This is a genomic window from Bradyrhizobium elkanii USDA 76 (assembly GCF_023278185.1).
In the GTDB taxonomy this organism is placed as follows: Bacteria; Pseudomonadota; Alphaproteobacteria; order Rhizobiales; family Xanthobacteraceae; genus Bradyrhizobium; species Bradyrhizobium elkanii.
On record NZ_CP066356.1, the window covers coordinates 384,851 to 410,471 of the forward strand.

Below are 25,621 nucleotides of genomic sequence, written 5' to 3' on the forward strand. Positions count from 1 at the left end.
CCTTTCGATCGGCGGGCTCTGCTGAACCCTGGTCATCACCCGTAACGGATTACGGGGCCAGCACCGATGTTGTGCCCGGAACGTAGTCGTTCCCGGGGGATAATCCAAGAGGTTTTTTTTCGTTCCAATAGGACTTTATCGGGGCAGCCGGCGGGCGGAAACGGCCCTCGGAATGCCCCCCAGATCGGCCTTGGGCGGCCCCGTTGGGGATAATCCGGATGCCGTCATCAGCGCTTCAACGTCGTCGCTCTGACCCTGTCCGACTTCCACAACCAGAAATCCTCCTGAGGCCAGAAGACCCGCGGATTGCGAAATCAGCGCGCGGTAGGCGTCGAGCCCGTCGGCACCGCCGTCGAGCGCCGCGCGCGGATCATGCGCGCGCACCTCGATGTCGAGACCGGCGATGTCGGCCGAGGGGATGTAGGGCGGGTTGGACACGATCAGTTCGAACGTGCCGGCCAGTCCGCTGCCGTAGTCGCACTCGATCCATGTCGTGCGCTGGCTAAGTCCGAGCGCGGCGGCGTTGCGGCTCGCGGTCTGCAGCGCCTCCGCCGAGATGTCGGTGCCGAAGCCATGCGCGTTCGGCAGTTCCGAGAGCAGCGCCAGCAGGATCGCGCCAGAACCGGTGCCGAGATCGGCGATCCGCAAGGCGCGCTCGGCCATGCCATCGGCGCGCAGCAGTTCGAGTGCGCGCTCGACCACCGTCTCGGTGTCCGGGCGCGGCACCAGTGTCGCGGCGGACAGATGCAGTGGCAATCCCCAGAACTCCTTGATGCCGAGGATGCGCGCGACCGGCTCGCCGGCGAGGCGGCGCTGCGCGAGGCGCTCGAGGTGATCAGCCTCGTCCTTCGTCAGCGTGCGTTTGGCGCCCGTGATCATGCCGGTCAGATCGAGACCCAGCGCGGCGCCGACCAGCAGGCGCGCATCGAGCTCGGCACCGTCGCGGCCGGCCGCCTTGAGGCGGGCGGCGAGGCTGCGCCTGATACGCTCGACGGTCTGGCTGCCATGTCCAGCGGGTTCGCTCATCGCGCGTTGTTAGCCGATGGTCGATGCGGCGTCGATATGGCTTGCGCCGCGCGCGGCCGGCGCGCACGGTCGAAATCTCAACCCATCGATCCGGAACGCGCGACCATGACGGGCTATGACGACCAGAACATCTTCGCCAAGATCCTGCGCGGCGAGGTCCCGAGCTTCAAGGTCTACGAGACCGACCGGACCTTTGCCTTTCTCGACATCATGCCGCGATCCCCGGGACATACCCTGGTGATTCCGAAGGCGCCTGCGCGCGGCATCCTCGACATCGCCGAAGACGACCTTGCCGCGGTGGCGCGGTCGGCCAAGCGCCTCGCCATCGCCGCGATGAAGGCGTTCGCCGCCGACGGCATCATCATCCAGCAATTCAGCGAGCCCGCCAGCGGCCAGGTGGTGTTTCACCTGCACATGCATGTGATGCCGGTGAAGGCCGGCGTCGCGCTGCTGCCCGCGCAGACCGTCAAGGCGGAGATGGATGTGCTAGCCGATCACGCCAGGCGGATGATCGCGGCGCTTGCGGACTGAGCTGGAGCCTGAAGGGTTAGCGCTAAAAGCAGTCGCGACGGCGGCGCGCTCCCTCCCCCGCAAGCGGGCAGGGCAATCGCATATGGAATGTACCGATTCTTCCGCGCCGTCATGGCCGGGCTTGTCCCGGCCATCCACGTCTTTTCTTCGCGTAGAAACGAAGACGTGGATGCCCGGGACAAACCCGGGCATGACGAGTTTATGGGAACTCCGATTACCTCAAACGGCCATATGCGATTGCCCTGCCCGCAAGCGGGAGAGGTGCAGCAAGTTTGCGGCGAGATCTATTCTGTCTGGCTTCATCACGAATTAGCGCCCTACACCCCGAGATAGCGCTGCAGGACGTCGGGCTGCGCCTTGATTTCCTGCGCGGGACCTTCGTGGACGATGTGCCCGTTGTTGATGATGTAGATGCGCTGCGCCAGCGCGAGCGTCGCGGCGAGGTTCTGCTCCACCAGCACGATGGTCTGTCCGGCCTCGGCGAGATCGCGGCACGCCTTCATCAGGTCGCGCACGATCACCGGCGCCAGTCCCTCGAACGGCTCGTCGAGCAGGATGATCTTGGGATCGCGCACCAGGGCGCGCGCGATCGCCAGCATCTGCTGCTCGCCGCCCGACAGGTCGGTGCCGCGATTGCTCCGCCGCTCGCGCAGCCGCGGAAACATCTCGTAGATGCGGTCGAGCGGCCAGCGCTGCGAGGCGGTCAGGCCGGCGATCACGAGGTTCTCCTCGACGCTCAGGCTGCCGAAGATGCGGCGCTCCTCATGGACCAGCTGCATGCCGGCCTGCGCGATATTGTGGCTCTTCCGGCCGGAGATCTCGACGCCGTCGAACACCACCGAGCCGCGGCGCGGGGTGACGACGCCCATCAGGCTCTTCAGCGTCGTGCTCTTGCCGGCGCCGTTGCGTCCGAGCAGCGCCACCACCTCGTTGCGCTCGACGCGCATCGAGACGTCGAACAGGATGTGGGAGTCGCCGTAATAGCTGTTCAGTCCGTTGACCTCGAGCAGGCTCATGCGGCGAGCACTCCATGCACGCCGCCAAGATAGGCCTCCTGGACGGTCGAATTGGTCTTGATCTCTTCCGGCGTTCCCTCGACCAGCACCCGGCCTTCCTGCAGCACGGTGACGCGCTCGGCGAGTTCGAACAGCGCATCCATGTCGTGATCGATGATGATCATGGTGCGGCCCTGGCTGATCGACTTCAATAGCTTGACGGTCTCGACACGTTCGCGCGGGCTCATGCCGGCGAGCGGCTCGTCGAGCAGCAACAGGCTCGGCGACGTCGCCAGCGCCAGCCCGATTTCCAGCCGCCGCTTCTCGCCATAGGCAAGCTCGGACACCGGCGTATCGGGCCTCGAGGTCAGATTGACCAGCTCGAGCGTCTGCTGCACGCGCTCGGACAGGCCGCCGATGCTGTCGATGCTGCGGAACAGGTCGAGCTTGAACTTGCCGCGCAGCGCCGACAGCGACGCGATCACCAGATTCTCGCGCACCGTCAGACCGGCGAACAGCTGGTTGACCTGGTAGCTCTTGGTCAGGCCGAGCTGACAGACGTCGGTGACGTTCATGCCGGTGATGTCGCGGCCCTCGAACAGGATGGTGCCCGACGTGGGGTGCACCTCGCAGGTCAGCATCTTGAAGAAAGTCGACTTGCCGGCGCCGTTCGGGCCGATGATGCCGCGCAGCTCGCCGTGATTGACGGTGAAGTCGATGTCGCTGTTGGCGAGCAGGCCGCCATAGCGCTTGGTCAGGCCTTTGGCCTGGAGAATCGGGCCGGACGGATTGCCGCCCGCGCGAGGCGCTGCCGGCTTCGGCGCGGGCGCTGCGGCGTGCCGGTCTCTTGCCACGGCGACGACCTCTGGTGCGCTCTCGTCCGGCTCCTTGGCGCCGCGCTGTCCGGTCAGGAGGCGGTACAGGTCGGCGAGGCCGCCGATGATGCCGCGGCGCAGGAAGCACACCAGCAGCACGAACACGATGCCGAGCACGAGCTTCCAGGCCGCGCCGAGCCCGAGCGCCGCCTGCAGGAAGTCCTGCAGCGACAGCCACACCGCGGCGCCGACCAATGGCCCGAACAGCGTGCCGCGGCCGCCGATCGCGGTCTGCATCACGAGCTGCCCCGACGTATCGAAGGTGAACGCGTCGGGCGGCATGAAGGCCTGCAGCACGCCGAGCAGCCCGCCGGCAAAGCCGGCATAGGCGGCGGCGATCACGAAGGCGGTCAGCTTGTAGCCGTGGATGTTGTGGCCCACCGCGGTTGCGCGCAGCGGGTTGTCGCGGATCGCGCTGAACACGGCGCCGACCGGCGAGCGCACGATGCGCAGCGCGATCACGACGCCGATGAAGTAACACAGCGCCAGGAACTGGTAGAGCGACCAGCCGGTGGTGAAGTGCAAGGTGGTGAAGCCGAGATTGAAGCTCGGGGTCGGCACACCCGGCAGCCCGTTCTCGCCGCCGGTGAAGTCCGACAGCGGATTGAACTCGACGAAGAAGAACACCTCGGCGATCGCCACCGTGATCATCGCGAAATAGATGCCGGTGCGGCGCAACGCGATCAGGCCGATCAGATAGCCGGTGGCGGCGGCCGCGATCATGCCGATGACGAGCGCGAGCACGACGTAGGGAAAGCCGGCTCGCGTCAGCAGCCAGGCGGCGACGAAGCCGCCGGTGCCGTAAAAGGCCGACTGGCCGAACGACAGCAGGCCGGTGAAGCCGAACAGGATGTCGAAGCCGAGGCCGAACAGGCCCCAGACCAGGATCCGGTTCACCGTGTTGGGCGCGAAGCCGAGCCACGGCAGCACGAAGGGCGCGACGATCAGGCCGGCGGCCGTCAGGAATTCGATCAGGTATGGGCGCTGCTTAAGCATCTAAATATCCGTCGTCATTCGCGGCCCTGCGTGCCGAGCAGGCCGTGCGGTCTGAGCACCAGCACGAGCGTCATCGCCGCGAACAGCATGACGTAGGCGTAACCGGGGTTGAACATCGAGGTGATGCTGATGATCTCGCCGGCGATCAGTCCGCCGAGGATGGCGCCGGGAAACGAGCCGACGCCGCCGATCACCACCACCACGAAGGTCTCGACCAGGATGTCGTCGCCGACACCCGGCGTCAGCGACACCACCGGCGCGTTGATGATGCCGGCGAAGCCCGCGGCCATCGCGCCGATGCCGAACACGATCATGAAGACGCGGTAGACGTTGATGCCGAGCGAATCGACCATCACCGAATCCTCGATGCCGGCGCGCACGATCATGCCGAGCCGGGTGCGGTACAGGATCAGGAACAGCGCGCCAAGCGCGACCGCGACGATGCCGACGACCGCGAGCCGGTAGGTCGGATAGAACAGGAAGCCGAGCGAGGTGATGCCCTGCAGCAGCGCCGGCGGCGGCACCACCTGCGACTGGCTGGTGAAGATCAGCCGCACGATCTCGACGAAGCAGATGCCGAGGCCGAACGTGACCAGCAGCTGGTCCTCATGCGGGCGATGGTAGAAATGGCGGATGATGATCCGCTCCATCGCGACGCCGAGCGCCATCACGAACAGCGAGCCCGCGATCACGGCGAGGATGAACGAGCCGGTGTAGGAATAGGTCACATATCCGGCGTAGCCGCCGATCATGAACATGGCGCCGTGGGCGAGGTTGAGCACCCCGAGCGTGCCGTAGATGATCGTCAGTCCGGAGCTGATCAGCGCCAGCAGCGCGCCGAGCGCCAGCCCGTTGAAAAGTTGCGAGACGAAATTTGGCCAGTTGATCATGGCGCGCGTTCACTCAGCCGTTTTATCCGGCCCGGTCGATGGAGGATGCGTTCCGATAAAAGCGGCGCCGCGGGCCGGGTCGCCCCGCCCACGGCGCCGAGTCTTCCCACGTTAATCAGGTGTAGTCGCCGAGATGGCAGCCGAACGCATCCGGCTTCTGCATCAGGCCGTCGCCGGGGACGATCTCGATCACCTCGTAATAGTCCTCCTTGTTCTTCATCTCCTTTTCCATCTTGCCGCGGACGATGACGACGGGGCGGACGCACTGGTGATCCTCGGGGCGATAGTGGACGTCGCCGACCAGCGAAGGCAGCGTCTCGCCCTTCTCATAGGCCTTGATGACGTCGGGCGGATAGAAGCTGCCGGCTTCCTCGACCATGCGGGCCCAGTGCGCGAAGCTGACATAGGCATTCTCGGCGCCCCATTCCGGCTTGTAGCCGTACTTCTTCTCGAAGGCCTCGTTGAACATCTTGGCCAGCGGATACTTGTCCTCGATGGTCCACCAATAATCGGTCGCGGCGTAGACGCCCTGCATCAGGCCGCCGGTCTCGCGGGCGATGAACGGCACCTGGTAGGGCACCACGAGCTTCATCTTGTCGAGCACGCCGAACTGCTTGGCCTGCTGCGTCGACAGCACGGCGTCGTGACCCCAGTTGACGTTGATCAGCACGTCGGCGCCGGAGTTCGCGACGTTGAGCAGATAGGACGAATAGTCCGGCGCGCCGAGCGGCGAGACCTGGTTGGTGACGGTGGTCCAGCCCGCCTGGGCGAGGTAGTCCTGCATCGACTTGGTGACGGTGTGGCCGTAGGTGTAGTCGGGCGTCAGGTAGGCGGCCTTCTTGTTCTTGCCGAACTGCTTGATCAGCACCGGCGCGATCGCCGCCGCGGCGGTCTGGCCGAAGAAGTTCTGGCGGAAGCCGTAGCGCACGCAATCCTTGCCGGTGGTGTCGTTGGAGCCGGAAATGCCGCAGACGAAGATCACCTTCTCGCGCTGCGCCAGCTTGTTCAGCGCCACCGCGACCGCGCTCGAGGTGCCGCCGGTGATCATCACCGCCTTGTTCTCGGAGATAAAGCGCTGCTGCGCCTGCACGGCCTCGTTCGGCTTCGCCGCGGAATCCGCGACGCCGAACTTCAGCTCCTTGCCCAGCACGCCCTTGCTGGTCTTCGGCGAGATCTTCTTGATCAGCTCGTGGCCGCTGTTGATGTGCTCGATCGCGAGCTGATAGCCCTTGAGCTCATCCTCGCCCTGCACGGCATAGGTGCCGGTGCGCGGCACCGAGATGCCGATGAAGGCCGAAGAGCCCGACGTGCCCGCGGGAAAGGTTCCGATCGCCGGATGGTCCTCGGCGAATGCCCGCGATGCGATCGAGGCCGGCAGCACGGTGCCGCCGATCAGGCCCGCGCCGGCTTGCAGCAAAGTGCGGCGCGAAACGTTGAGGGCGCTGCCCGGCCGAAAATCCCTGGTGCTCATCGCTCAGTATCCTCCAATTCTATTGATTGTTGGCGCGCATGTTCACTCGTCGCCGGATCGGATCGATCGGCGGCACGACGCGCCGGCTGCAATCGAGCAGCCTGTCACAGCTACAATTCCCCACCGGCATATTTAGTCAATGTCACCTTTCGTCGAATCATATCGGCCTACGATAGAATTAATATCGTCAGGCGATGTATCGAAGGGTTTGCCGACCGGGTGCGGGTCCTGTAAGTGAGGGAGCGATGATCCAGGAGCCTTCAAGTCGCACCGGAAATGCCGGAGAGCACGCAGTGACCGAGCACGGTGGCGCCGAGCAATCGGGCAGCCTGAGCATCCGCGCGGTCAACGTCCTGAAGGAACTGGCGGTCGAGCTGCTCGACGAAGTGCCGCCGAAGATGGGCTGGACGCCGCCGGACGATCTGCTGCGCCTGCTCACCGCGCGCCATCTCGCGACCGCGCGAAACTGCGGACGGCAAACCATGCGCGAGATCATCGCCTGGGCCGAAGCGCGCGGAATAACGATCCCGTCTCCACATCACACCGGCAAGTCGTTGTCGGAGGTCTGGGGCGATCTGGTCGCGCGCGCCTCGGCCGGGCATCTGACCAAGAGCGAGATCACCGAAGCGCTGGAGAAATCCATTCGCCGCAGGAGCCCGCGGATTCCGGTCGCCTTCCAGATCGTGCTACTGAAGATATTGAGCTCGACCTACGATCACTGGCCGCAGCCCTGAGCTTGCGCGCCTCCGCTCGACCGTCAAATCGTTGAAAACATGGGTGGAAGGGCGGCCGGTAGTATGGTGCGTCCGGCGTTGGCTTGATAGCGTTGCACGGCGTCTGCCGTCCGGCGGAGCGAGCCAGCAGCAGGACGATCGAATGCCGCAACCAAAGCAACGACGAGCGTCGGCCGGCGCAACGAAACGCAAGGCGGCCGCCGCGACGGTGGACTACCGGGCGCTCGCGCAGTTTCGCTACGAGTTGCGGAGGTTTCTCGCATTCAGCGAGGAGGGCGCCCGGAAGGTCGGAATGACGCCGCGGCAGCATCAGGCGCTGCTCGGCATCAAGGGTTTCGTCGATCCCGGTCCGCCGACCGTCGGCGACATCGCCCGGTTTCTGCTGATACGGCATCACTCCGCCGTCGAGCTGATGAACCGCATGGCAAAGCTCGGGCTGGTCAGTCGCCTTGCCGATCCCGACGACGCGCGGCGGGTTCAGCTCAGGCTGACGGCAAAGGGCGAGCAGAAGCTCCAGGCGGTCTCGAAGAAGAACATCGAGGAGCTGCGCCGCGTCGCGAGCCCGGCGTTGCGCCGCTTGCTGAAGTCCTCGCCGACTTCCGGAGAGGACTGAGCGTAGCATCCGCCGGCGCAAGCGGCGGCGCGCGTCAGGCCGCGGCGCCCTGCGCGGCGAGCTGTGCCGCCTGGTGCTCGGTGGTCAGCGCGTCGATCAATTCGCCGAGCGCTTCGCCCGCGATCACCTGCGGCAGCTTGTAGAGCGTCAGGTTGATGCGGTGGTCGGTGACGCGCCCTTGCGGGAAATTATAGGTGCGGATGCGCTCGGAGCGGTCGCCGGAGCCGACCTTCTCCTTGCGGTCGGCGGAGCGCGCCGCCTCGACGCGCTGGCGCTCGGCATCGTAGATGCGCGAGCGCAGGATGTTCATCGCCGACGCCCGGTTCTTGTGCTGCGAGCGGCTGTCCTGCATCATCACCACGATGCCGGTCGGCAGATGGGTGATGCGGATCGCCGATTCGGTCTTGTTGACGTGCTGGCCGCCGGCGCCGCCGGCGCGCATGGTTTCGATCCTCAAGTCGGTGTCCTTGATATCGACGTCGACGTCCTCGACCTCGGGCAGCACGGCGACCGTGGCGGCCGAGGTGTGGATGCGGCCCTGCGTCTCGGTGTCGGGCACGCGCTGCACGCGGTGCACGCCGGATTCGAATTTCAGCTTGGCGAACGCGCCGCGGCCCTGCACCTCGGCGATGATTTCCTTGTAGCCGCCGACGGTGCCTTCGCTCGCCGAGATCACCTCGACCTTCCAGCCCTGCAAGGACGCGAAGCGCTCATACATCCGGAACAGGTCGCCGGCGAACAGCGAGGCCTCGTCGCCGCCGGTGCCGGCGCGGATTTCCAGCATCACGTTGCGGTCGTCCATCGCGTCCTTCGGCAACAGCGCGATCCGGATCTGCTGCTCCAGCTCGCCGAGCCTCGCCTGCAGCGTTTCCAGCTCGGCTTCCGCCATGCTGCGCATTTCGGCGTCGGTCCCGGCATCCGCCAGCATCGCCTCGGTGTCGGCGAGCTCGCTACGCGCAGAACGATAGAGCTTCACGGCGTCGATCAGCGGGTTGAGCTCGGCGAGCTCGCGCGTGATCTGCACATAGCGCTCGGACTTGACCTCGCCGAGCAGCTCGGCCTCGAGCGAGGCGTGATGGGCGAGCAGGACGTCGAGTTTGGCTTCGGGTAGCATGGCGGTATCTCGAATTGCGGAAGGTACGGAAGGGCGGCAGCGGCGACGGCAGCGTCGCTACAAGGCCAGCCCCTCGGTTTCCGCAAACTTCGTCAGCGCCTCGCGGATCGAGACGCTGCCGACCGGCGCGTCCAGCAGCGGATTGATCATCGCCTCGGCCTTCCTGGCGTCGAGGTCGAGGATCAGCGCCTTGACCGGCCCGTGCGCGGTTGCCGACAATGAAAGCGAACGGTAGCCGATCGCGATCAGCGCCAGCGCGCCGATCGGCTTCGACGCCATCTCGCCGCACAGCGAGGCGGCCTTCTTCGCCGCCTTGGCCTTGCGCACGATGTCGCGCAGCGCGCGCAGGATCGGCGCCGACAAAATGTCGAAGCGTTCGGAGACCTTGGCATTGCCGCGGTCGACCGCGAACAGGAACTGGAACAGGTCGTTGGAGCCGACCGAGACGAAGTCGACCTTCTTCAAGAGCTCGTCGAGCTGGTAGAGCAGCGCCGGCACCTCGACCATGGTGCCGATATCGATCCGCTCGGGCAGCGAATGGCCGTGCTGGCGCAGATAGGTCAGCTCGCGCTCGACGATCGCCTTGGCCTGGTCGAACTCGGCGATGTCGGAGATCATCGGGAACATGATCTTCAACGCGCGGCCGCCGCCGGCGCGCAGCAGCGCGCGGATCTGGCCGCGCAACAGGCCGGGGCGGTCGAGACCGAGCCGGATCGCGCGCCAGCCGAGCGCGGGATTTTCCTCGATCACGGTCTCCATATAGGGCAGCGCCTTGTCGCCGCCGATGTCGAGCGTGCGGAAGGTGACGGGCTTGGAGCCCGCGGCGTCGAGCACGGTGCGGTACAGCGCGAGCTGGTCGCTCGAGCGCGGCAGGTTCGGGCTCACCATGAACTGCAATTCGGTGCGGAACAGGCCGATGCCGGCGCTGCCGGTGTCGTCGATATGCGGCAGGTCGATGGTCAGGCCGGCATTGATCAATAGCTCGATCGGCTGGCCGTCCTTGGTCACGCAGGCCTTGTCGCGCAGCGCCGAATATTGCGCCTGCCGGCGCGCTCGGAACCGGACGCGCTCGGCATAGGCGGATTCGATCTCGGCCGAGGGGCGGACATAGATCTCGCCGGAAATGCCGTCGACGATGATGGCATCGCCCGGATCGGCGATGCCGGGCGCGTTCGGCACCTCGCCGACCGCGGGAATGCCGAGTGCGCGCGCCACGATCGAGACGTGGGAATTCGCGGTGCCTTCCTCCAGCACCAGGCCGCGCAGCCGCTTGCGGTCATAGTCGAGCAGCGCCGCGGGGCCCATCGCGCGGGCGATCAGGATGGCGTTGTCGGGCAATTGCTCGCGCGACGGCGCATGGTCCTGGCCGACCAGCTGCCGCATCAGGCGATGGCCGAGATCCTCGAGGTCGTGCAGGCGGTCGCGCAGATAGGGATCGGTCGAGCGCAGCATGCGCGCGCGGGTGTCGGACTGCACGCGCTCGACGGCGGCTTCTGCGGTGAGGCCGGTGGCGACCGCCTCATGCAGCTTGTGCGACCAGCCCTGGTCGTTGGCGAACATGCGGTAGGCTTCCAGCACCTCGCGGTGCTCGCCGCCGTCGGCGACGTCGCCGCGCTCCAGCATGCGGTCGAGATCGGCGCGCAAATTGGCGAGCGCGGTGTCGAGCCGCTTGATCTCCTTCGGCAGATCCTCGGCGATATAGTTGGTGATGACGACGCGCGGCTCGTGCAGCACGACATGGCCGAGCGCGATGCCGTCGGAGAGCACCGCGCCGGTCTTGTGCAGCGAGTGCCGCGCGGCGGGCTCGGCGCCTGGCTGCGCCAGCGCGGCAAGCTCGCCGGAGGCGATCATCTCCGCCAGCACCATGGCGGTGGTCTGCAGCGCCTCGACCTCTTCCTCGACATAGGTGCGTTTGGCGCGGTTCTGCACCACGAGCACGCCGAGCGTGTTGCCGGCGCGCAGGATCGGCACGCCGAGGAACGAGTGGTAGGCCTCTTCGCCGGTCTCCGGGCGATAGGCGAAGGCCGGATGGCTTTGCGCGTCGGACAGATTGAGCGGCGTCGCCTCGCTGGCGACGAGGCCGACCAGGCCCTCATGCGCGCTCATCACGGTGCGGTGGACGGCGTCGCGGTTCAGACCTTCGGTGGCGTAGAGCTCGAGGGTGTTGTCGATGCGCAGCACGTAGCAGGAGCAGACCTCGGCCACCATGTTGGCCGCGATCAGCACCACGATCTTGTCGAGCCGCTCCTGGGCGGAGACTTGCTCCGCCATGGTCTCGCGAAGCCGTCTCAACAGGATGCGGGGGCCTCCCGACGCGCTCCGCATGTGTTTCAGTCCCTCCCCACGAAGCCAGCACACCGGTGCGGCCGGCCGCTGGCGCAAAACTCGTCAAAAACAACAATTTTAGTCATTCGGTGTCGCCGCTCGCCAGTTCCCGCCGATTCGCGATCACCGAAACTGTGCCACAGTTTGCGACAGCCTACCTGACTGGCCGTATAGCCAATCGAGGCTTGCTTTGCCAAGCAAAACGCCTGCCAGTAGCAAATAACGTCTGCGTCAGCCCAATGCTGCGCCCGCTAAGAGAAATTCTAACTCCAGGGCGGGAGCGAGCAGGGCCGCTTCTTACCTCTCCCGGAGCGAGAGGTCGGCGCGAAGCGCCGGGTGAGGGGATCAGGTCTCTCGATGGACCGGAAGCCCCTCACCCGGATTTCTCGCTGCGCTCGAAATCCGACCTCTCCCCTCCGGGAGAGGTGAAAGGCAGGACCTACGCCTGGTCCAGGCCGTACAGCGTGTGCAGCGTGCGGACCGCGAGCTCGGTGTAGGCGGCGTCGATCAGGACCGAGAACTTGATCTCGGAGGTGGTGATGGCGCGGATGTTGATGTTGCGGTCGGCCAGCGCCTTGAACGCCTTGGCCGCGACGCCGGCATGGCTGCGCATGCCGCTGCCGATCACCGAGACCTTGGCGACGTCGGTCGCGGTGTCGAGGCGGGCGTAGCCGATCTTGGCCTTGGCGGCGGTAATCGTGTCCTTGGCGCGGTTATAGTCGCCGGCCGGAACGGTGAAGGTGAGGTCGGTGGTCTTGCCGTCCTCGGACACGTTCTGCACGATCATGTCGACATTGATATTGGCATCCGCGAGCGGCCCGAAGATCGCGGCGGCGACGCCGGGCTTGTCCTCGATCTGGCGCACGGAAATCTGGGCTTCGTCCTTGGAGAAGGCGATGCCGGTGACGACGTGCATTTCCATGATTTCCTCCTCGCTGCAGATCAGCGTGCCCGGCGGCTGGTTGGCGTGCGGGTCGATATCCTCTGGCTTGTCGAAGCTGGAGCGCACGAAGATCGGCATGTTGTGCACCATGCCGAGTTCCACCGAGCGAACCTGCAGCACCTTGGCGCCCTGCGAGGCCAGTTCCAGCATGTCCTCGAACGCGATCTTGTCGAGCCGGCGCGCCTTCGGCACCACGCGGGGGTCGGTGGTGTAGACGCCGTCGACGTCGGTGTAGATGTCGCAGCGGTCGGCGCGCAGCGCGGCCGCGATCGCCACCGCCGAGGTGTCCGAGCCGCCGCGGCCGAGCGTGGTGATGCGGCCGCTGTCGGGATTGATGCCCTGGAAGCCGGCGATCACGGCGACTTCCTTGCGCTCCTTGAAGCGGGTGATGATCTCGGTGCCGTCGATATCGAGGATGCGCGCCGAAGCGTGCGCGTCCGAGGTCTTGATCGGGATCTGCCAGCCCTGCCAGGAGCGCGCCTGGATGCCGATGCCCTGCAGCACGATCGCGAGCAGGCCCGAGGTGACCTGTTCGCCGGAGGCGACCACCGCGTCATATTCGCGCGCGTCGTGCATCGGCGAGGCGTCGGTGCACCAGGCCACCAGCTCATTGGTCTTGCCGGACATCGCGGAGACGACGACGGCGACCTCGTGGCCCGCGTCGACCTCGCGCTTCACATGCTGCGCGACGTTGCGGATACGATCGATATTGGCGACGGATGTACCGCCGAATTTCATCACGAGGCGGCCCATGACGACGCGTCTATTCCTTTAAGAGGATAAGTAGGTTAACCCACGCCGAAAACCGCAAGCGCGGGGACCGAAACGCGCGTATACATAGCGCCGCGCCCGGGGGCAAGCCGGTAGGTAGGGGGCCCTCGCGTGTCTTTTGGGGGTGTTTTGACCGGTTGCGGGCGGGTTGTGGCGCACGGGTAACACGAGGGCAACTCGAAGGCGGATTGGATGGGACGTTATATCGACGAGATCCTGCAGCCTGGCGAGAAGGTGCTGTATTCCACCAATGCGCACTGGATGTTCTATTTGCCGGCGATCGGGGCCTGGATCGTGGTGCTGGCGCTCTTGATCCTGTCGCGGATGACGACGGTTGACGGCCTCGTGATGGCTTGCCTGGCGGCCGCTGCCGTGGTCGCGGTCGCGGCGCTGTACTGGACCGCCGCGGCCTGGTTCCACCGCTGGACCACCGAAACCGACGTCACCAATTTCCGCGTGGTGCACAAGAGCGGCTTCATCAAGCGGCGGACCTTCGAGATGAGCCTCGACAAGGTCGAGAGCGTCGACGTCAACCAGAGCATCATGGGGCGCCTGCTCAACTATGGCGACGTCACCATCCGCGGTGTCGGCGAGGGCATCGAGACCATCAGGACCATCGCCGCGCCGCTCTCGTTCCGCAATTCGATCACCGCGCGATAGGGGCGCGCGCAATCATGGCTACGCAATCAACTGTTTCCAGTTCCTCCGCCAATGCCTCCGCCAGCTCGGTCGATCCGGCCGAGGTCGCGAAATTCTCGAAACTGTCCGATGAATGGTGGGATCCGCGCGGCAAGATGGCGCCGCTGCACAAGATCAACCCGCTGCGCCTGACCTATATCCGCGACGCGGCCTGCCGCAAGTTCGAGCGCAACGCCAAGAGCCTGAGCTGCCTGTCCGGTCTGCGCCTGCTCGACATCGGCTGCGGCGCCGGCCTGTTGTGCGAGCCGTTCACGCGGTTAGGGGCCCAGGTGATCGGGATCGATCCCTCCGCCACCAACATCGCTGCCGCGAAGCTGCACGCCGACAAGGGCCATCTGTCGATCGACTACCGCTGCACCACGGTGGAGGAGATGGACGCCCGCGAGCGCTTCGACATCGTGCTGGCGATGGAGGTGGTTGAGCACGTCAACGACGTCGGCGCCTTCATCAAGCGCTGCGCTGTCATGCTCAAGCCCGGCGGGCTGATGGTGGTCTCGACGTTGAACCGCAACTGGAAGAGCTTCGCGCTGGCGATCGTCGGCGCCGAATACGTGCTGCGCTGGCTGCCGCGCGGCACCCATGAGTGGAGCAAGTTCGTCACCCCCGCCGAGCTCGAGCGCTACCTCGGCGACGTCAACCTCACCGTCACCGAGCAGGCCGGCGTGGTCTACAACCCGCTCGCCGACAAATGGACCGTGTCGACCGACATGGATGTGAACTACATGGTGGTGGCGGAAGAGGCGTGAGGCGATCTGCAGCGGCATAACCGGTGTCGTCCCTGCGAAAGCACTAGGGCATGCACATATCTCTGAGGCTCCATCCTGCTGCGACGGCCAGGAAGTATTCGAGGCCATTTTTGAAGGTGATGGGGCCTGGAGGTTTAGACGACGGGTAGCCGTCCCAACCGCCAAGGCGGCCGATGATCCAGGCTGCCCAGGTGAGGCTGTCGGGCGGATGTGGGTTTTTCAGTCGCTTGCTCCTGGCCTCGAGTTGCCGGTTGAGGGCGGCAAGCGCGTTGATCTCGTTGTCGTTGAAGGCAACGCGAATGGGCTGCTGACCGCCATCGCGCGCTTGCAGAAGCTGGATGGTGATGACGGCTGCCTTGGCGGCGATAGCGACCAGTTTGAGGAGACGATCGGCGGTTCCGATCTGGCTGTCTTCGAGCTTGAGGCCCTGCGTCTTCAGGACGCGGAAGAACTGCTCGATGATCCAGCGCTGCTTGTACCATTCGACGATACGCCAGGCGTCGTCGACGGTGGCGATCTCGTGAGAGGTGATCAGACGCCAGTGCAGCGGCTCTGCGCCGGGCCCGGCATTGATCTCGCACACGTCGACCACCGCCAGCGGCAAGCTTTTCGGCAAATGGCGCAGGAACTTGCTCTGCGGGCGGGCAAGCTCGATTGCGCCAAAGCGGAGTTCGAGATGGGCCTGACGTGCCGGTCGCGCCGCGCGCGCAGGCAGTTGGATCGCCCTCCGATCCACCACAGGCATGGCGTCGGTGGCCTCATACAGGCCGGTGCGGTCGGCAAGCTTGCGATCATGCATGCTGCGCGCGATGACATGGAAGTGCTGCTCGGCCGAGCTGGCATAAAGGGCAAAGATATCGCTCTCGCGATCACCGAGGACCGTCACCGTTCCGGCAGCGGTGAGCAGCGGCTTGGCCGCAATGGCGGTGGATATCCAGCGTTGCGATTCCTTGTCAGACAAGTCACGTGCGTCATGCGTCGTGGTGCGACGCCCCTGGCGCGTCCATACCTGCCCACTCAAAAGTCCAAGACAGCTGCCATCGTCGGCATCCACGGCCAGCAGCGGATGCAGCAGCACGCCGTGGTTATTGCCCTTGCCGATTTCGCCGAGCCCGCGCCGGCGTTGCGGCGTGGTGTTGAAGTGGATCTCGCTGGTGTCCTGGATCGCCAGCACATGGCGGCCCTCTACCGCGGCAACCGTGCTGTCGCCCCAGCTTTCGATGATCCGCTCCGCCGTCACCTTGTCGTGGCCGAGAAAGCGGTTGAACCGCACCTCCAGCGCACGATCACCCCTGGAAAGCCGCCGCAGGCAGACCGTCTTGCCCGCAACCATGCGTTCGACGAGCGCCGCCCCCCTTTATCGAGACGACGATCCCCGAACCGTCCTAACGTCCAGTCAATTCGTAACAACACCCGACACCCCCGTCCAACCTGGAGCGTCGCAATAGAAATCACACGGATCGCCGATTCTGGAATCCCCTGTCTCCATCCCGAGTCAATCCGCCGCACCAAATATGTGCATGCCCTAGTGCGAAAGCAGGGACCCATAGCCACCGGCCAATGTTGTTGACTGCGATCTTGGTTCAGGACCTGCTTCGGAATCTGATCAACACCATCCGTCTTATCTTCCGTTCAACCACCGTGCCCCAAACCGCTCCCTGTGGTTATGGGTCCCTGCTTCCGCAGGGACGACAGCGAGATTGTGGTGCAATCGGTGGAAATGTGAGACGCTGTTGCCTCCCGAACAGTGTCGTCCCTGCGAAGGCAGGGACCCTTAACCACCGGCCCTGGTTGTTGAGTGCGATCTTGGTTCAGGACCTGCTTCGCAATCTGATCAACACCATTCGACTCATCTTCCGTTCAACCACCGTGCCCCAAATCGCTTCCTGTGGTTATGGGTCCCTGCTTTCGCAGGGACGACAGCGAGTTTGTGGACGCGGTGCAGGCCTGTCATGCGCCCATTCGGTTGACCGCATGCGTCACGCCGGGCACCCTGTGCGTGTCCCCCCGCCGGCATGCTTTCCTTATCCCCGATGCTCACGATCGCCTCGCTCTGGATTCCCTTCACCATCATTGCCGCGTTCGGGCAGGTGGCGCGCAATGCGATGCAGCGGCATCTGACCGGGCCGCTCGGGACCTGGGGCGCGACCAATATCCGCTTCCTGTTCGGCCTGCCGTTCTCGGTGCTGTTCTTCGCGCTGGCGGTGCTGCTGACCGGCGATCGCGTGCCGTGGCCGGCGGCCGCGTTCTGGCCGTGGCTGCTGACCGGCGCGCTCAGCCAGATCGTCGGCACCGGCTTCATGCTGCTGGCGATGAACGACCGCTCCTTCGTGGTGACCACGGCCTATATGAAGACCGAGGCGATCCAGACCGCGATCTTCGGCTTCATCTTCCTCGGCGACCATCTCACAACGACCAAGGTGATCGCGATCGTGATCGCGACTATCGGCGTCGTCATCACCGCGCTGCGGCCCGGCGGGCAAAAGAGTTTCGCCGACCTGCGCCCGACTGTGCTCGGCCTTGGCGCCGCCGCGGTGTTCGCGATCTCGGCGGTGAGCTTTCGCGGCGCGATCATCGCGGTGCCCGGCGTCTCATTTGTCACGGCGGCCTCCTACACGCTGATGTGGAGCCTCCTCGTGCAGACGCTGATCCTGTCGGTCTATCTGTTGCTGCGCGCGCCCGACGTGCTGAGGTCGATCCTCAAGCTGTGGCGCCCCTCGATGTTCGCGGGCTTCATGGGCGCGTTCTCATCGCAATTCTGGTTCCTGGCGTTCGCGCTCACCGCCGCCGCCAATGTGCGCACGCTGGCGCTGATCGAGGTGCTGTTCGCGCAGGGCGTGGCGTATGTCTCGCTCAAGCAGCCGTTCTCGCTACGCGAGGTGTTCGGCATCGTGCTGATCGTGATCGGCGTCGCGCTCTTGATCGCCGCGTAATTAACCTTTCACCGCGATCAGCACCGCTCCGGCGGAGATCAGCGCGATCCCGAGCCAGCCATAGGCCGACGGGCGCTCGCCGAGGAAGACCGCGCCGAACAGCGCCACCAGCACCACGCTGAGCTTGTCGATCGGCGCGACGAGTGTGGCCGGTCCAAGCTTGAGCGCGCGGAAATAGCAGATCCATGACGCGCCGGTGCCGAGCCCGGACAGCAGCAGGAACAGCCAGCTCTTGCCCGAGATCGGCCCGGACTGGGTGAACTGTCCGGTCGCGAACAGGATGGCCGACAGCGTGATCAGCACGACCACGGTGCGGATCAGGGTGGCGAGATCGGAGTTGATGCCCTCGACGCCGACCTTGGCGAAGATCGCGGTCAGCGCGGCGAAAACGGCGGAAAGAAACGCCCAGACCTGCCAGGAGGAGAATGAGTCGGGGGTCATGCTGCCTCGTGGCCGTCATTCCGGGGGCGCGCAGCGCGAACCCGGAATCCGGAGATTGTGGTGCGAGATTCCCCGATGCGCAATTGCGCATCTGAGGTCTGGTCCTTCGGACCATCCTGGAATGACGGAGTGAATCAATTCCGGTCTTCCGGCAGCGTCGGCAGCGGCGAGACCTCGACGCCCTCGTCGATCAGCGCCCGGGCCTCTTCGGGCGAGGCTTCGCCATAGATCGGCCGGTGCTCGATATCGCCGTAATGCATCTTGCGCGCTTCGTTCGGGAAGCGGTCGCCGACATTGTCGGCGTTCTTCACGATATGGTCGCGCAGCTCCTTGAGCTTGCTGCGCAGCTCGCGCTCCTGCGCCATCATCAGCGACGTCGATTCATTGCCAGCCGCTTCGACGGGCGCGGCCGGCGCCGGCCGGGCCGGTTCGCGGCCCTTCTTGCTGACGACCTGCGGCGCCATGATCGCGCGCTCGATCTTGCTCGAGCCGCAGGACGGGCAATCGATCAGGTGACGCCGCTCCTGCGATTCATAGGCCGAGGAGCTCTGGAACCAACTCTCGAACTGGTGGCCGCGCTCGCAGCGCAGCGTGTAGCGGATCATGCCGAACCCCGGACGAGGTGCAGATGCTCCGGGCCGGCCTTGGGGTCGGCAATGCCGAAACGCCTGCCATGCTGCAGCGAAGGAATGGTCTTGCGCGCGGTCTCGACCTTGGCGGGATCGATCTCGGCCAGATACACGCCCGGCTCGGTGCCGCTGCCTTCGGCGAGGATTTCGCCCCAGGGGTCGATGATCAGCGAATGGCCGAAGGTCTCGCGCTTGTTCTCATGCAGGCCGGCCTGCGCCGCTGCGAACACGAAGCAGCCGGTCTCGATGGCGCGGGCGCGCAGCAGCGTGTGCCAATGCGCCTCGCCGGTCTTGCGGGTGAAGGCGGACGGCACGGTGAGGAACGACGCGCCGGCCTCGGCCAGCGCGCGGTACAGCGCCGGGAAGCGCACGTCGTAGCAGATCGTCAGTCCGATCCGGCCCCAGGGCAGGTCGGAGATCACGGCGGTCTCGCCGGGCTGATAATTGGCCGATTCGCGGTAGCTTTCGCCGCCCGGCAGATCGATATCGAACATATGGATCTTGTCGTAGCTCGCGAGCAGATTGCCCTCGGGCCCGATCAGGAACGAACGGTTGACCGCCTTCTCCGGCGAGTAGCGCAGCGCCAGCGAGCCGATATGCAGGTGGATCTTCAGCTCGGCGGCCAGCGCGCGGTACGCCTTCAGCGACGTATCGTCCTCTTCGCTCGCCAAATGCTCGAACAGCGCCTTGCGGTTCAGCTGCATCATGTTGCTGACCTCGGGGGTCAGCACGTACTTGGCGCCCTGCGCCGCCGCCTCGCGGATCAGCCGCGTGCCCTGCTCGAGGCTCGGCTCCGGCAGCAATCCGGTGCGCATCTGCACCATGGCGGCGGTGAAAATGTTCTCCGTCATCAGGCACCGCCTCCGTTGCTGAGCAGGCCGTCGAGCTTGCCCTCGCGGTCGAGCGCGTAGAGTTCGTCGCAGCCGCCGACATGGGTCTTGCCGATGAAGATCTGCGGGAAGGTCGAGCCGGTACCGGCGCGACCGTACATCTCGTCGCGATAGGCCGGGTTGCTGGCGACGCTGAATTCGGTGAACGCGGCGTTCTTGCGTGTCAAAAGCGATTTGGCCGCGGTGCAATAACCGCAGCCCGGGCGGGTGTAGATTTCAATGGCAGCGGTCATGGTGCGCTCGGTTGAACCAGAATGTCAGATTATATGGGAGCGCGGTGGGTATCGACAACCCGGGCAAACACCAGCACGTCGACCTGCGCGGCTTTGGCGCGGAGCAGCGCCCGCGCGCAGGCATCCACTGTCGCGCCCGAGGTCAGGACGTCGTCGATCAGGATCACGCGGCGGCCCTGGACGTCAGCCTTGCGTTCATCGGCGACCCCGAATGCGCCCTGGACATTGCTGGCGCGGTCCTTGCGTGACAGCCCGATCTGCTGCTCGGTGGGGCGGATGCGCCGCAGCGCTTCGGCAGCCATTTTGACGCCGCTCTGGCGCGCGATCACCTTGGCGAGCGCCCCGGACTGGTTGTAGCGCCGGCTCCAGCCGCGCCGCCAGTGCAGAGGAACCGGAACCAGCAGATCGGCCTCGCGGAGCAATTCCTTTCCCGCCCGCGCCATCCAGCGGCCCATTGTCGGCGCCAGATCGGTGCGATCCTGGTATTTCAATGCGTGCACCAGTGTGCGCGCGACATCGTCATAGCGCACCGCGGCGCGGGCGCGCTGGTAGGCCGGCGGATTGGCGATCGCCTCCATCGACAGCAACTCGGGCCCGGGATCGTAGACGAAGGGAATCCCGAGCCGCGGGCAGAACGGCGGCGCGATGAACGACAATCTGGCCCAGCAGGCCGCGCACACCCCCTCGCCATCGACCGGCTCACGGCACGAAACGCATAGGGTCGGCAGCGCGATATCGAGCGCCAGCCGCGCCGTGCGCAGCCACGCACCCCCGACCGCGCCAAGCGCGCGCTGAACGTGTCCGGTAATGGAGCGTGTCGGTGATGCCTCGGCGTCCATGGCGGCGAGGCTAGCGTTTGAACAACGCGGGCTCAAGGCGCATTGCCTGTGGCGGCGGTCCGGCGTAACCAGCGGACATGGCAACGACCCCGGCCACGGCTCCCATCCTGTTCGACCGCGCATTGCTCGGCGCGCGGCTGGCGCGCGCGCGGCGCGAGGGGGCGGCGACGTTCCTGCTCGAGCGTGCCAGCGAAGACATGGCGGACCGCTTGCTGGCGGTGTCGCGCAGCTTTTCGGCGGCGGCCGATGTCTGGACGCCGGGTGACGGGCTCGCGGACGTTCTGCGCGGACGTGTCGCCGCGGTCGAGGGGATCGGTTTCAGCGAGGCGGAATCGCTCGGCTTGCCGCCGGAGTCGCTCGATCTTGTCGTCTCCGCGCTCGCCTTCCAGTTCGTCAACGATCTGCCGGGCGTGCTGGCGCAGATCCGCCGGGGGCTGAAGCCGGACGGGCTATTGCTCGCGGCGATGCTCGGCGGCGATACGCTGACCGAGCTGCGGCAGAGCTTTGCCGCGGCAGAAGCCGAGTGCGAGGGCGGGGCCTCGCCGCGCGTCGCGCCGTTCGCCGATCTGCGCGACATCGGCGCGTTGTTGCAGCGGGCCGGCTTCGCGCTGCCGGTCACCGACGTCGACCGCGTCGTCGTGCGCTATGCCAGCGCGTTCGCATTGATGGCTGACCTGCGGCGGATGGGCGCGACCAATGTGCTGCGCGAGCGCCGGCACGCCTTAACCCGCCGCGCCACCATGCTGCGGATGGCGCAGATCTACGGCGAGCGCTTCGCCGATGCCGACGGCCGCATCCGCGCCACCTTCGACATCGTCTGGCTCTCCGGCTGGGCGCCGCATGAGAGCCAGCCGAAGCCGCTCAAGCCCGGCTCGGCGAAGGCGAGCCTGGAGGCGGCGGTGAAGGGGACGAAGCGTTAGGGACGCACGATGCAAGGGCTCCCTCTCCCGCTTGCGGGGGAGGGTTGGGGTGGGGGTCTCTCCACGAGTCGTATCGCGGAAATAGCCCCCACCCGGATCGCATCTGCGATGCGATCCGGCCTCCCCCGCAAGCGGGAGAGGCCGACCGAGCCAGCGGATAAGTCGCATTCATATGCGATTGCCCTGCCCTTTCGGGGGGAAGGCGTGGGGCGTTTGCGCGATTTCGGAATATTGGAAAAATACCCGTGAGTTGCCCGACGTGTCAAGTCGCCCGGTCGAACGCCGGCCAGCTCCACCTGCTTTGCATGGGGTTGTTTTCGATATTTTGGATAGCCGCGCCTCCCTCGCAAGCGGGAGAGGCTGCGAGGGTCACAGCAGCAGATCGATCAGATGCGGCAGCAGCGGGATGTCCGCGGGCGGCATCGGGTAGTCGCGCAGCTTGCTTGCGCGGACCCAGGCGAGGTTCTGGCCCTCGCGCGCCACCGCGACGCCTTCCCAGCGCCGGCAGATGTAGAGCGGCATCAGCAGATGGAAGGTCTCGTAGGCATGGCTGGCGAAGGTCAGCGGCGCGAGGCACGGCTCGCTCACGGTGATGCCGATCTCCTCATGCAGCTCGCGGATCAGGGTCTGCTCCGGCCGCTCGCCGGGCTCGATCTTGCCGCCGGGGAATTCCCACAGGCCGGCCAGCGCCTTGCCCTCGGGGCGCTGTGCCAGCAGCACGCGCTTGTCGGCATCGACCAGCGCGCAGGCGACGACGAGGGTCAGTTTGATGTCAGCCATGCGGCGGGGGATTCCTTCCAGTCTGCAAGCTTTCATTAACCAGCAACGCGGCGCCAGCCAAACGATTTATGCCCGCGCGGCTTTCCGCGATCGCGATAAGCCGGCCTTAATTCGTATCCGGCAGGGTGAAGGTTCTCATTTATCAGCCCATCATATTCTTTGCCGACATAATCCATGAGCACCTTGATCCGGACCATCAGCCGTTTCCGCCGCGATCGCTCCGGCAACATCGCAATGACCTTTGGCCTCGCTGTGCTGCCGCTCGTCGTCGCAGTCGGATGCGCGGTCGACTATTCCCGCGCCAACCAGATCCGCAGCAAGCTGATATCGGCCGCCGACGCCGCGAGCGTCGGGTCGATCGCCAAGGCATCGCCCGGCTTCATTGCCGCCGGCGCCATGACCTCGGACGGCGAGATATCGGCGGGCGAAGCCGATGCGACCAAGATATTCAACGGCAACATCTTCAACCAGAACGGCTTCACGCTGACCAGCGTGACGCCGACCATGACCAAGACCGGCGGCGTCATCACCTCGACGGTCAAGTTCACCGCCGATGTCCCGACCATGTTTCTCGGCGTGATCGGGCAAAGCAAGATGACGGTGACCGGCGCGTCGACCTCGACCGCGAACATGCCGCTCTATATCGACTTCTATCTCCTGCTCGACAACTCGCCGTCGATGGGCGTCGCGGCGACGCCCACCGACGTGACCAAGATGGTCAACAACACGTCCGACCAGTGCGCCTTCGCCTGTCACGACTACAATAATGCCAACAACTATTACAATCTCGCCAAGACGCTCGGCGTCACGACGCGGATCGACGTGCTGCGCAGCGCGACCCAGCAGTTGATGGACACGGCCGCGAACACCGCGACCTATGCCAGCCAGTACCGGATGGCAATCTACGATTTCGGCGCGTCGTCGAAGACGATCGGCCTGCGCGCGCTGTTCTCGCTGTCGACCAGCCTGTCCAGCGCCAAGTCCGCGGCCGGCAACATCGACCTGATGGGCGTCTACGGCAACAACGATGCCTACACCGCCGACAAGGACAGCCAGTTCTCGACGGTGCTTCCGGCCATCAGCAACGCGATCAGCGCACCGGGCCCGGGCACGGCGGCGGCGCCGATGAAATATCTGTTCTTCGTTTCCGACGGCGTGGCCGACGAGCCGAATTCAAGCTGCCTGAAGCCGATCAGCGGCGGCAATCGCTGCCAGTCGCCGATCAATCCGGCGCTGTGCACCGCCATCAAGAACCGCGGCATCAAGATCGCGGTGCTCTACACGACTTACCTGCAGCTGCCGACCAACAGCTGGTACATGACCTGGATCGATCCGTTCAACCAGGGCCCGTTCGGCCCGTCGCCGAACAGCCAGATCGCGCAGAACATGCAGGCCTGCGCCTCGCCGGGCTTCTATTTCGAGGTCAGCCCGACGCAGGGCATTGCCGACGCGATGAATGCGCTGTTCAAGAAGGCCGTCGCCGACGCGCGGATCTCGAGCTGACGTCGCACGTCTTATCTCTCCCGTCACCCTGAGGAGGTCGCGAAGCGGCCGTCTCGAAGGGCGACGGCCCGACTTTTACCTCGCGCCGCCATCGGGGCTGTGCATCCTTCGAGACGCGCGCAAGAGCGCGCTCCTCAGGATGACGGGTAGAGAGGTGTGCGATTACGACCGGTAATCGCCGTTGATCGCGACGTATTCCTTGGTGAGGTCGCAGGTCAGCACGCGGTCTTTGGCCTTGCCGAGGCCGAGCGCGACCTTGATCTGGATCTTCGGCGCCTTCATCGCCTCCGACACCTCCTTCTCATTGTAGGACGGGTCGCGCGCGCCGCTCTTGGCGACACGGATGCCGTTGAAGGAGATCGAGAGCTTGTCGCGGTTGGCGGGCTCGCCGGCCTTGCCGACCGCCATCACCACGCGGCCCCAATTGGCGTCCTCGCCGGCGATCGCGGTCTTCACCAGCGGCGAATTGGCGATCGACATCGCGATTCTGCGCGCCGACGGTTTGGTGGTGGCGCCCTCGACCACGACCTCGACCAGCTTGCGGGCGCCTTCGCCGTCGCGCGCCACCTGCTCGGACAGATCGGCGAGAATCTGCTGGAACGCCTTGGTGAAGGCCTTCAGCCGCGGGTCGCTGGCGCGCGAGATCTTCGGCGCGCCATGGGCGGCAGCGGCGCCGGTCGCGAATGCCAGCAGCGTGTCCGAGGTCGAGGTGTCGCCGTCGATGGTCAGCGCATTGAAGGTGTCCTCGACGCCGGCCTTGAGCAGGGATTGCAGCACCGATGCCGACAGCGGCGCGTCGGTGAAGATGAACGACAGCATGGTCGCCATGTCGGGCATGATCATGCCGGCGCCCTTGGCCATGCCGTTGATCGTCACCCTGGCCTTGCCGAGCTTCACGGTCGCGGTCGCGACCTTGGGGAAAGTGTCGGTAGTCATGATCGCCCTGGCCGCGTCCATCCAGCGATCGGGGGTCGCGGTCTCCGCGAGCTGCGCCAGCACGCCGTCGAACTTGGTGGCGTCGAGCGGCTCGCCGATCACGCCGGTCGAGGCGAGGAACACGTCCGACGTCGAGCAGCCGACCGCCTTCGCCGCGATTTGCGCGGTCAGTGCGGTCGACGCCTTGCCGGTCTTGCCGGTGAAGGCGTTGGCATTGCCGGAATTGACCACCAGCGCGCGCGCAGCCCCGCCCTTCAGCTTGGCGCGGCACCATTCGACCGGCGCCGACGGGCACTTCGACTTGGTGAAGACGCCGGCCACCGTGGTGCCCTTGTCGAGCAGCGCGAGCAGCACGTCGGTGCGTCCCTTGTAGCGGATGCCGGCGGCAGCGGTCGCAAGCCGCACACCCGCGATCGCGGGCATCTCGGGAACGTCTGATGGGGCGAGGGGAGAGACGGCGGTGGACATCGGCAAGCTTCCGGCTAGGGGAGGGAAGCGCTCCATAACATCTCGACGTGCGAAGCGGGAGAGGGCTGCGATGCGAACGCGCTGTCATGAATTGTTCAAGGAAGCCGCAGTCCCGATAGAGCCCAACGGGTCGTGTCCCATCTGCTCCTTCCCCCTGAAAGGGGGAAGGTCGGGATGGGGGTCAGCCGCGGATGCCGCTGCATGCTGAGAGAGCAGATCCCCACCCGCTTTGCTCTGGCGAGCAAAGCGACCTCCCCTTTTCAAGGGGAGGTTAAGGCGCCGCAAAAACGCAAATGGCCGGGACATGCCCGGCCATCGCA

General features: G+C 65.7%; 24 protein-coding genes. 8 read left to right on the forward strand and 16 right to left on the reverse strand.

What is annotated here, in order from left to right; genetic code table 11:
• Positions 1–135: 135 nt before the first annotated feature.
• The gene (gene prmC, locus JEY66_RS01775) at positions 136–1,026 is read right to left on the reverse strand and encodes a peptide chain release factor N(5)-glutamine methyltransferase (protein ID WP_018269200.1); all 891 of its coding nucleotides are present in this window, start codon (positions 1,024–1,026) and stop codon (positions 136–138) included.
• A 105-nt stretch (positions 1,027–1,131) separates the two neighbouring features.
• Between prmC and JEY66_RS01780 the strand changes: the two genes are divergently transcribed.
• Positions 1,132–1,557, forward strand: a complete 426-nt coding sequence (locus tag JEY66_RS01780; protein WP_026191995.1) for an HIT domain-containing protein — start codon at positions 1,132–1,134, stop codon at positions 1,555–1,557.
• A gap of 317 nt (positions 1,558–1,874) precedes the next feature.
• On the opposite strand, the gene JEY66_RS01785 is transcribed toward JEY66_RS01780, so the two are convergent.
• From JEY66_RS01785 to JEY66_RS01800, 4 genes are all read right to left on the reverse strand, one after another.
• Positions 1,875–2,573, reverse strand: a complete 699-nt coding sequence (locus tag JEY66_RS01785) for an ABC transporter ATP-binding protein (protein WP_018269198.1) — start codon at positions 2,571–2,573, stop codon at positions 1,875–1,877.
• Positions 2,570–4,423 carry a branched-chain amino acid ABC transporter ATP-binding protein/permease gene (locus tag JEY66_RS01790; protein WP_018269197.1) on the reverse strand — a complete coding sequence of 618 codons (1,854 nt, stop codon included), beginning with the start codon at positions 4,421–4,423 and terminating at the stop codon, positions 2,570–2,572. Before JEY66_RS01790 ends, JEY66_RS01785 begins: the two co-directional genes overlap by 4 nt.
• Before the next feature lie 14 nt (positions 4,424–4,437).
• The gene (locus JEY66_RS01795; RefSeq protein ID WP_016843310.1) at positions 4,438–5,313 is read right to left on the reverse strand and encodes a branched-chain amino acid ABC transporter permease; all 876 of its coding nucleotides are present in this window, start codon (positions 5,311–5,313) and stop codon (positions 4,438–4,440) included.
• 115 nt (positions 5,314–5,428) lie between these two features.
• Positions 5,429–6,784 carry a substrate-binding protein gene (locus JEY66_RS01800; protein ID WP_016843309.1) on the reverse strand — a complete coding sequence of 452 codons (1,356 nt, stop codon included), beginning with the start codon at positions 6,782–6,784 and terminating at the stop codon, positions 5,429–5,431.
• A 293-nt stretch (positions 6,785–7,077) separates the two neighbouring features.
• Between JEY66_RS01800 and JEY66_RS01805 the strand changes: the two genes are divergently transcribed.
• Both JEY66_RS01805 and JEY66_RS01810 read left to right on the forward strand, forming a co-directional pair.
• Positions 7,078–7,518 (forward strand): hypothetical protein, encoded by a 441-nt coding sequence (locus JEY66_RS01805; RefSeq protein ID WP_240536780.1) that lies wholly within the window; start codon positions 7,078–7,080, stop codon positions 7,516–7,518.
• 142 nt (positions 7,519–7,660) lie between these two features.
• Positions 7,661–8,131, forward strand: coding sequence for a MarR family winged helix-turn-helix transcriptional regulator (locus tag JEY66_RS01810; RefSeq protein ID WP_016843307.1), 471 nt, complete (start codon positions 7,661–7,663; stop codon positions 8,129–8,131).
• A gap of 34 nt (positions 8,132–8,165) precedes the next feature.
• Here the strand turns inward: JEY66_RS01810 and prfA are convergent, their stop codons facing one another.
• The 3 genes from prfA to JEY66_RS01825 form a co-directional block, all read right to left on the reverse strand.
• Positions 8,166–9,245, reverse strand: a complete 1,080-nt coding sequence (gene prfA / locus JEY66_RS01815) for a peptide chain release factor 1 (RefSeq protein ID WP_018269196.1) — start codon at positions 9,243–9,245, stop codon at positions 8,166–8,168.
• Between the two features lie 57 nt (positions 9,246–9,302).
• Positions 9,303–11,570 carry a phosphoenolpyruvate--protein phosphotransferase gene (gene ptsP / locus JEY66_RS01820; RefSeq protein ID WP_026191994.1) on the reverse strand — a complete coding sequence of 756 codons (2,268 nt, stop codon included), beginning with the start codon at positions 11,568–11,570 and terminating at the stop codon, positions 9,303–9,305.
• 439 nt (positions 11,571–12,009) lie between these two features.
• Positions 12,010–13,266: an aspartate kinase gene (locus JEY66_RS01825; RefSeq protein WP_016843304.1), complete on the reverse strand. Its 1,257-nt coding sequence runs from the start codon at positions 13,264–13,266 to the stop codon at positions 12,010–12,012.
• Between the two features lie 210 nt (positions 13,267–13,476).
• Between JEY66_RS01825 and JEY66_RS01830 the strand changes: the two genes are divergently transcribed.
• Entirely contained in the window at positions 13,477–13,944 is a 468-nt protein-coding gene (locus JEY66_RS01830) for a PH domain-containing protein (RefSeq protein WP_016843303.1), read from the forward strand.
• Positions 13,945–13,958: 14 nt separating this feature from the next.
• Positions 13,959–14,729, forward strand: a complete 771-nt coding sequence (ubiG, locus tag JEY66_RS01835; RefSeq protein WP_016843302.1) for a bifunctional 2-polyprenyl-6-hydroxyphenol methylase/3-demethylubiquinol 3-O-methyltransferase UbiG — start codon at positions 13,959–13,961, stop codon at positions 14,727–14,729.
• 43 nt (positions 14,730–14,772) lie between these two features.
• On the opposite strand, the gene JEY66_RS01840 is transcribed toward ubiG, so the two are convergent.
• Complete coding sequence (locus tag JEY66_RS01840) at positions 14,773–16,062, reverse strand: IS4 family transposase (protein WP_018269112.1); 1,290 nt, start codon at positions 16,060–16,062, stop codon at positions 14,773–14,775.
• Between the two features lie 700 nt (positions 16,063–16,762).
• On the opposite strand from JEY66_RS01840, the gene JEY66_RS01845 reads away from it, so the two are divergent.
• Entirely contained in the window at positions 16,763–17,662 is a 900-nt protein-coding gene (locus JEY66_RS01845; RefSeq protein WP_016847388.1) for a DMT family transporter, read from the forward strand.
• Here the strand turns inward: JEY66_RS01845 and JEY66_RS01850 are convergent, their stop codons facing one another.
• From JEY66_RS01850 to JEY66_RS01870, 5 genes are all read right to left on the reverse strand, one after another.
• Positions 17,663–18,103 carry an EamA family transporter gene (locus tag JEY66_RS01850; RefSeq protein ID WP_016847389.1) on the reverse strand — a complete coding sequence of 147 codons (441 nt, stop codon included), beginning with the start codon at positions 18,101–18,103 and terminating at the stop codon, positions 17,663–17,665.
• A 134-nt stretch (positions 18,104–18,237) separates the two neighbouring features.
• Positions 18,238–18,708 carry a DUF1178 family protein gene (locus JEY66_RS01855; protein WP_016847390.1) on the reverse strand — a complete coding sequence of 157 codons (471 nt, stop codon included), beginning with the start codon at positions 18,706–18,708 and terminating at the stop codon, positions 18,238–18,240.
• Positions 18,705–19,583 carry a carbon-nitrogen hydrolase family protein gene (locus tag JEY66_RS01860; RefSeq protein WP_018269195.1) on the reverse strand — a complete coding sequence of 293 codons (879 nt, stop codon included), beginning with the start codon at positions 19,581–19,583 and terminating at the stop codon, positions 18,705–18,707. The genes JEY66_RS01855 and JEY66_RS01860 overlap by 4 nt, the downstream gene beginning before the upstream one ends.
• On the reverse strand, positions 19,583–19,855 hold the full coding sequence (gene grxC / locus JEY66_RS01865) for a glutaredoxin 3 (protein ID WP_016847395.1): 273 nt from the start codon (positions 19,853–19,855) through the stop codon (positions 19,583–19,585). Before grxC ends, JEY66_RS01860 begins: the two co-directional genes overlap by 1 nt.
• A 29-nt stretch (positions 19,856–19,884) precedes the next feature.
• Entirely contained in the window at positions 19,885–20,694 is an 810-nt protein-coding gene (locus JEY66_RS01870) for a ComF family protein (RefSeq protein WP_018269194.1), read from the reverse strand.
• Positions 20,695–20,771: 77 nt separating this feature from the next.
• Here JEY66_RS01870 and JEY66_RS01875 point away from each other — a divergent pair, with 77 nt between their 5' ends.
• On the forward strand, positions 20,772–21,614 hold the full coding sequence (locus JEY66_RS01875; RefSeq protein WP_016847398.1) for a methyltransferase domain-containing protein: 843 nt from the start codon (positions 20,772–20,774) through the stop codon (positions 21,612–21,614).
• Positions 21,615–21,983: 369 nt separating this feature from the next.
• Here JEY66_RS01875 and JEY66_RS01880 read toward each other — a convergent pair whose 3' ends face one another.
• A complete protein-coding gene (locus JEY66_RS01880; RefSeq protein WP_016847399.1) occupies positions 21,984–22,394 on the reverse strand; it encodes a (deoxy)nucleoside triphosphate pyrophosphohydrolase in 411 nt (136 codons plus the stop codon).
• Between the two features lie 174 nt (positions 22,395–22,568).
• On the opposite strand from JEY66_RS01880, the gene JEY66_RS01885 reads away from it, so the two are divergent.
• Positions 22,569–23,897: a TadE/TadG family type IV pilus assembly protein gene (locus JEY66_RS01885; RefSeq protein ID WP_018269193.1), complete on the forward strand. Its 1,329-nt coding sequence runs from the start codon at positions 22,569–22,571 to the stop codon at positions 23,895–23,897.
• A 162-nt stretch (positions 23,898–24,059) separates the two neighbouring features.
• Here JEY66_RS01885 and argJ read toward each other — a convergent pair whose 3' ends face one another.
• Positions 24,060–25,301, reverse strand: coding sequence for a bifunctional glutamate N-acetyltransferase/amino-acid acetyltransferase ArgJ (gene argJ, locus JEY66_RS01890; protein WP_026191993.1), 1,242 nt, complete (start codon positions 25,299–25,301; stop codon positions 24,060–24,062).
• Positions 25,302–25,621: the final 320 nt, after the last annotated feature.

Bases quoted from the DNA above. Each gene is read 5' to 3' on its own strand.
- JEY66_RS01830 (WP_016843303.1), top strand. From the start codon at position 13,477: ATGGGACGTTATATCGACGAGATCCTGCAGCCTGGCGAGAAGGTGCTG.
- JEY66_RS01870 (WP_018269194.1), bottom strand. From the start codon at position 20,694: ATGGACGCCGAGGCATCACCGACACGCTCCATTACCGGACACGTTCAG.
- JEY66_RS01860 (WP_018269195.1), bottom strand. From the start codon at position 19,583: ATGACGGAGAACATTTTCACCGCCGCCATGGTGCAGATGCGCACCGGA.
- ptsP (WP_026191994.1), bottom strand. From the start codon at position 11,570: ATGCGGAGCGCGTCGGGAGGCCCCCGCATCCTGTTGAGACGGCTTCGC.
- JEY66_RS01785 (WP_018269198.1), bottom strand. From the start codon at position 2,573: ATGAGCCTGCTCGAGGTCAACGGACTGAACAGCTATTACGGCGACTCC.
- JEY66_RS01845 (WP_016847388.1), top strand. From the start codon at position 16,763: ATGCTCACGATCGCCTCGCTCTGGATTCCCTTCACCATCATTGCCGCG.
- ubiG (WP_016843302.1), top strand. From the start codon at position 13,959: ATGGCTACGCAATCAACTGTTTCCAGTTCCTCCGCCAATGCCTCCGCC.
- JEY66_RS01885 (WP_018269193.1), top strand. From the start codon at position 22,569: ATGAGCACCTTGATCCGGACCATCAGCCGTTTCCGCCGCGATCGCTCC.
- grxC (WP_016847395.1), bottom strand. From the start codon at position 19,855: ATGACCGCTGCCATTGAAATCTACACCCGCCCGGGCTGCGGTTATTGC.
- JEY66_RS01810 (WP_016843307.1), top strand. From the start codon at position 7,661: ATGCCGCAACCAAAGCAACGACGAGCGTCGGCCGGCGCAACGAAACGC.
- JEY66_RS01825 (WP_016843304.1), bottom strand. From the start codon at position 13,266: ATGGGCCGCCTCGTGATGAAATTCGGCGGTACATCCGTCGCCAATATC.
- JEY66_RS01790 (WP_018269197.1), bottom strand. From the start codon at position 4,423: ATGCTTAAGCAGCGCCCATACCTGATCGAATTCCTGACGGCCGCCGGC.
- JEY66_RS01780 (WP_026191995.1), top strand. From the start codon at position 1,132: ATGACGGGCTATGACGACCAGAACATCTTCGCCAAGATCCTGCGCGGC.
- prmC (WP_018269200.1), bottom strand. From the start codon at position 1,026: ATGAGCGAACCCGCTGGACATGGCAGCCAGACCGTCGAGCGTATCAGG.
- JEY66_RS01840 (WP_018269112.1), bottom strand. From the start codon at position 16,062: ATGGTTGCGGGCAAGACGGTCTGCCTGCGGCGGCTTTCCAGGGGTGAT.
- prfA (WP_018269196.1), bottom strand. From the start codon at position 9,245: ATGCTACCCGAAGCCAAACTCGACGTCCTGCTCGCCCATCACGCCTCG.
- argJ (WP_026191993.1), bottom strand. From the start codon at position 25,301: ATGTCCACCGCCGTCTCTCCCCTCGCCCCATCAGACGTTCCCGAGATG.
- JEY66_RS01875 (WP_016847398.1), top strand. From the start codon at position 20,772: ATGGCAACGACCCCGGCCACGGCTCCCATCCTGTTCGACCGCGCATTG.
- JEY66_RS01850 (WP_016847389.1), bottom strand. From the start codon at position 18,103: ATGACCCCCGACTCATTCTCCTCCTGGCAGGTCTGGGCGTTTCTTTCC.
- JEY66_RS01880 (WP_016847399.1), bottom strand. From the start codon at position 22,394: ATGGCTGACATCAAACTGACCCTCGTCGTCGCCTGCGCGCTGGTCGAT.
- JEY66_RS01855 (WP_016847390.1), bottom strand. From the start codon at position 18,708: ATGATCCGCTACACGCTGCGCTGCGAGCGCGGCCACCAGTTCGAGAGT.
- JEY66_RS01795 (WP_016843310.1), bottom strand. From the start codon at position 5,313: ATGATCAACTGGCCAAATTTCGTCTCGCAACTTTTCAACGGGCTGGCG.
- JEY66_RS01800 (WP_016843309.1), bottom strand. From the start codon at position 6,784: ATGAGCACCAGGGATTTTCGGCCGGGCAGCGCCCTCAACGTTTCGCGC.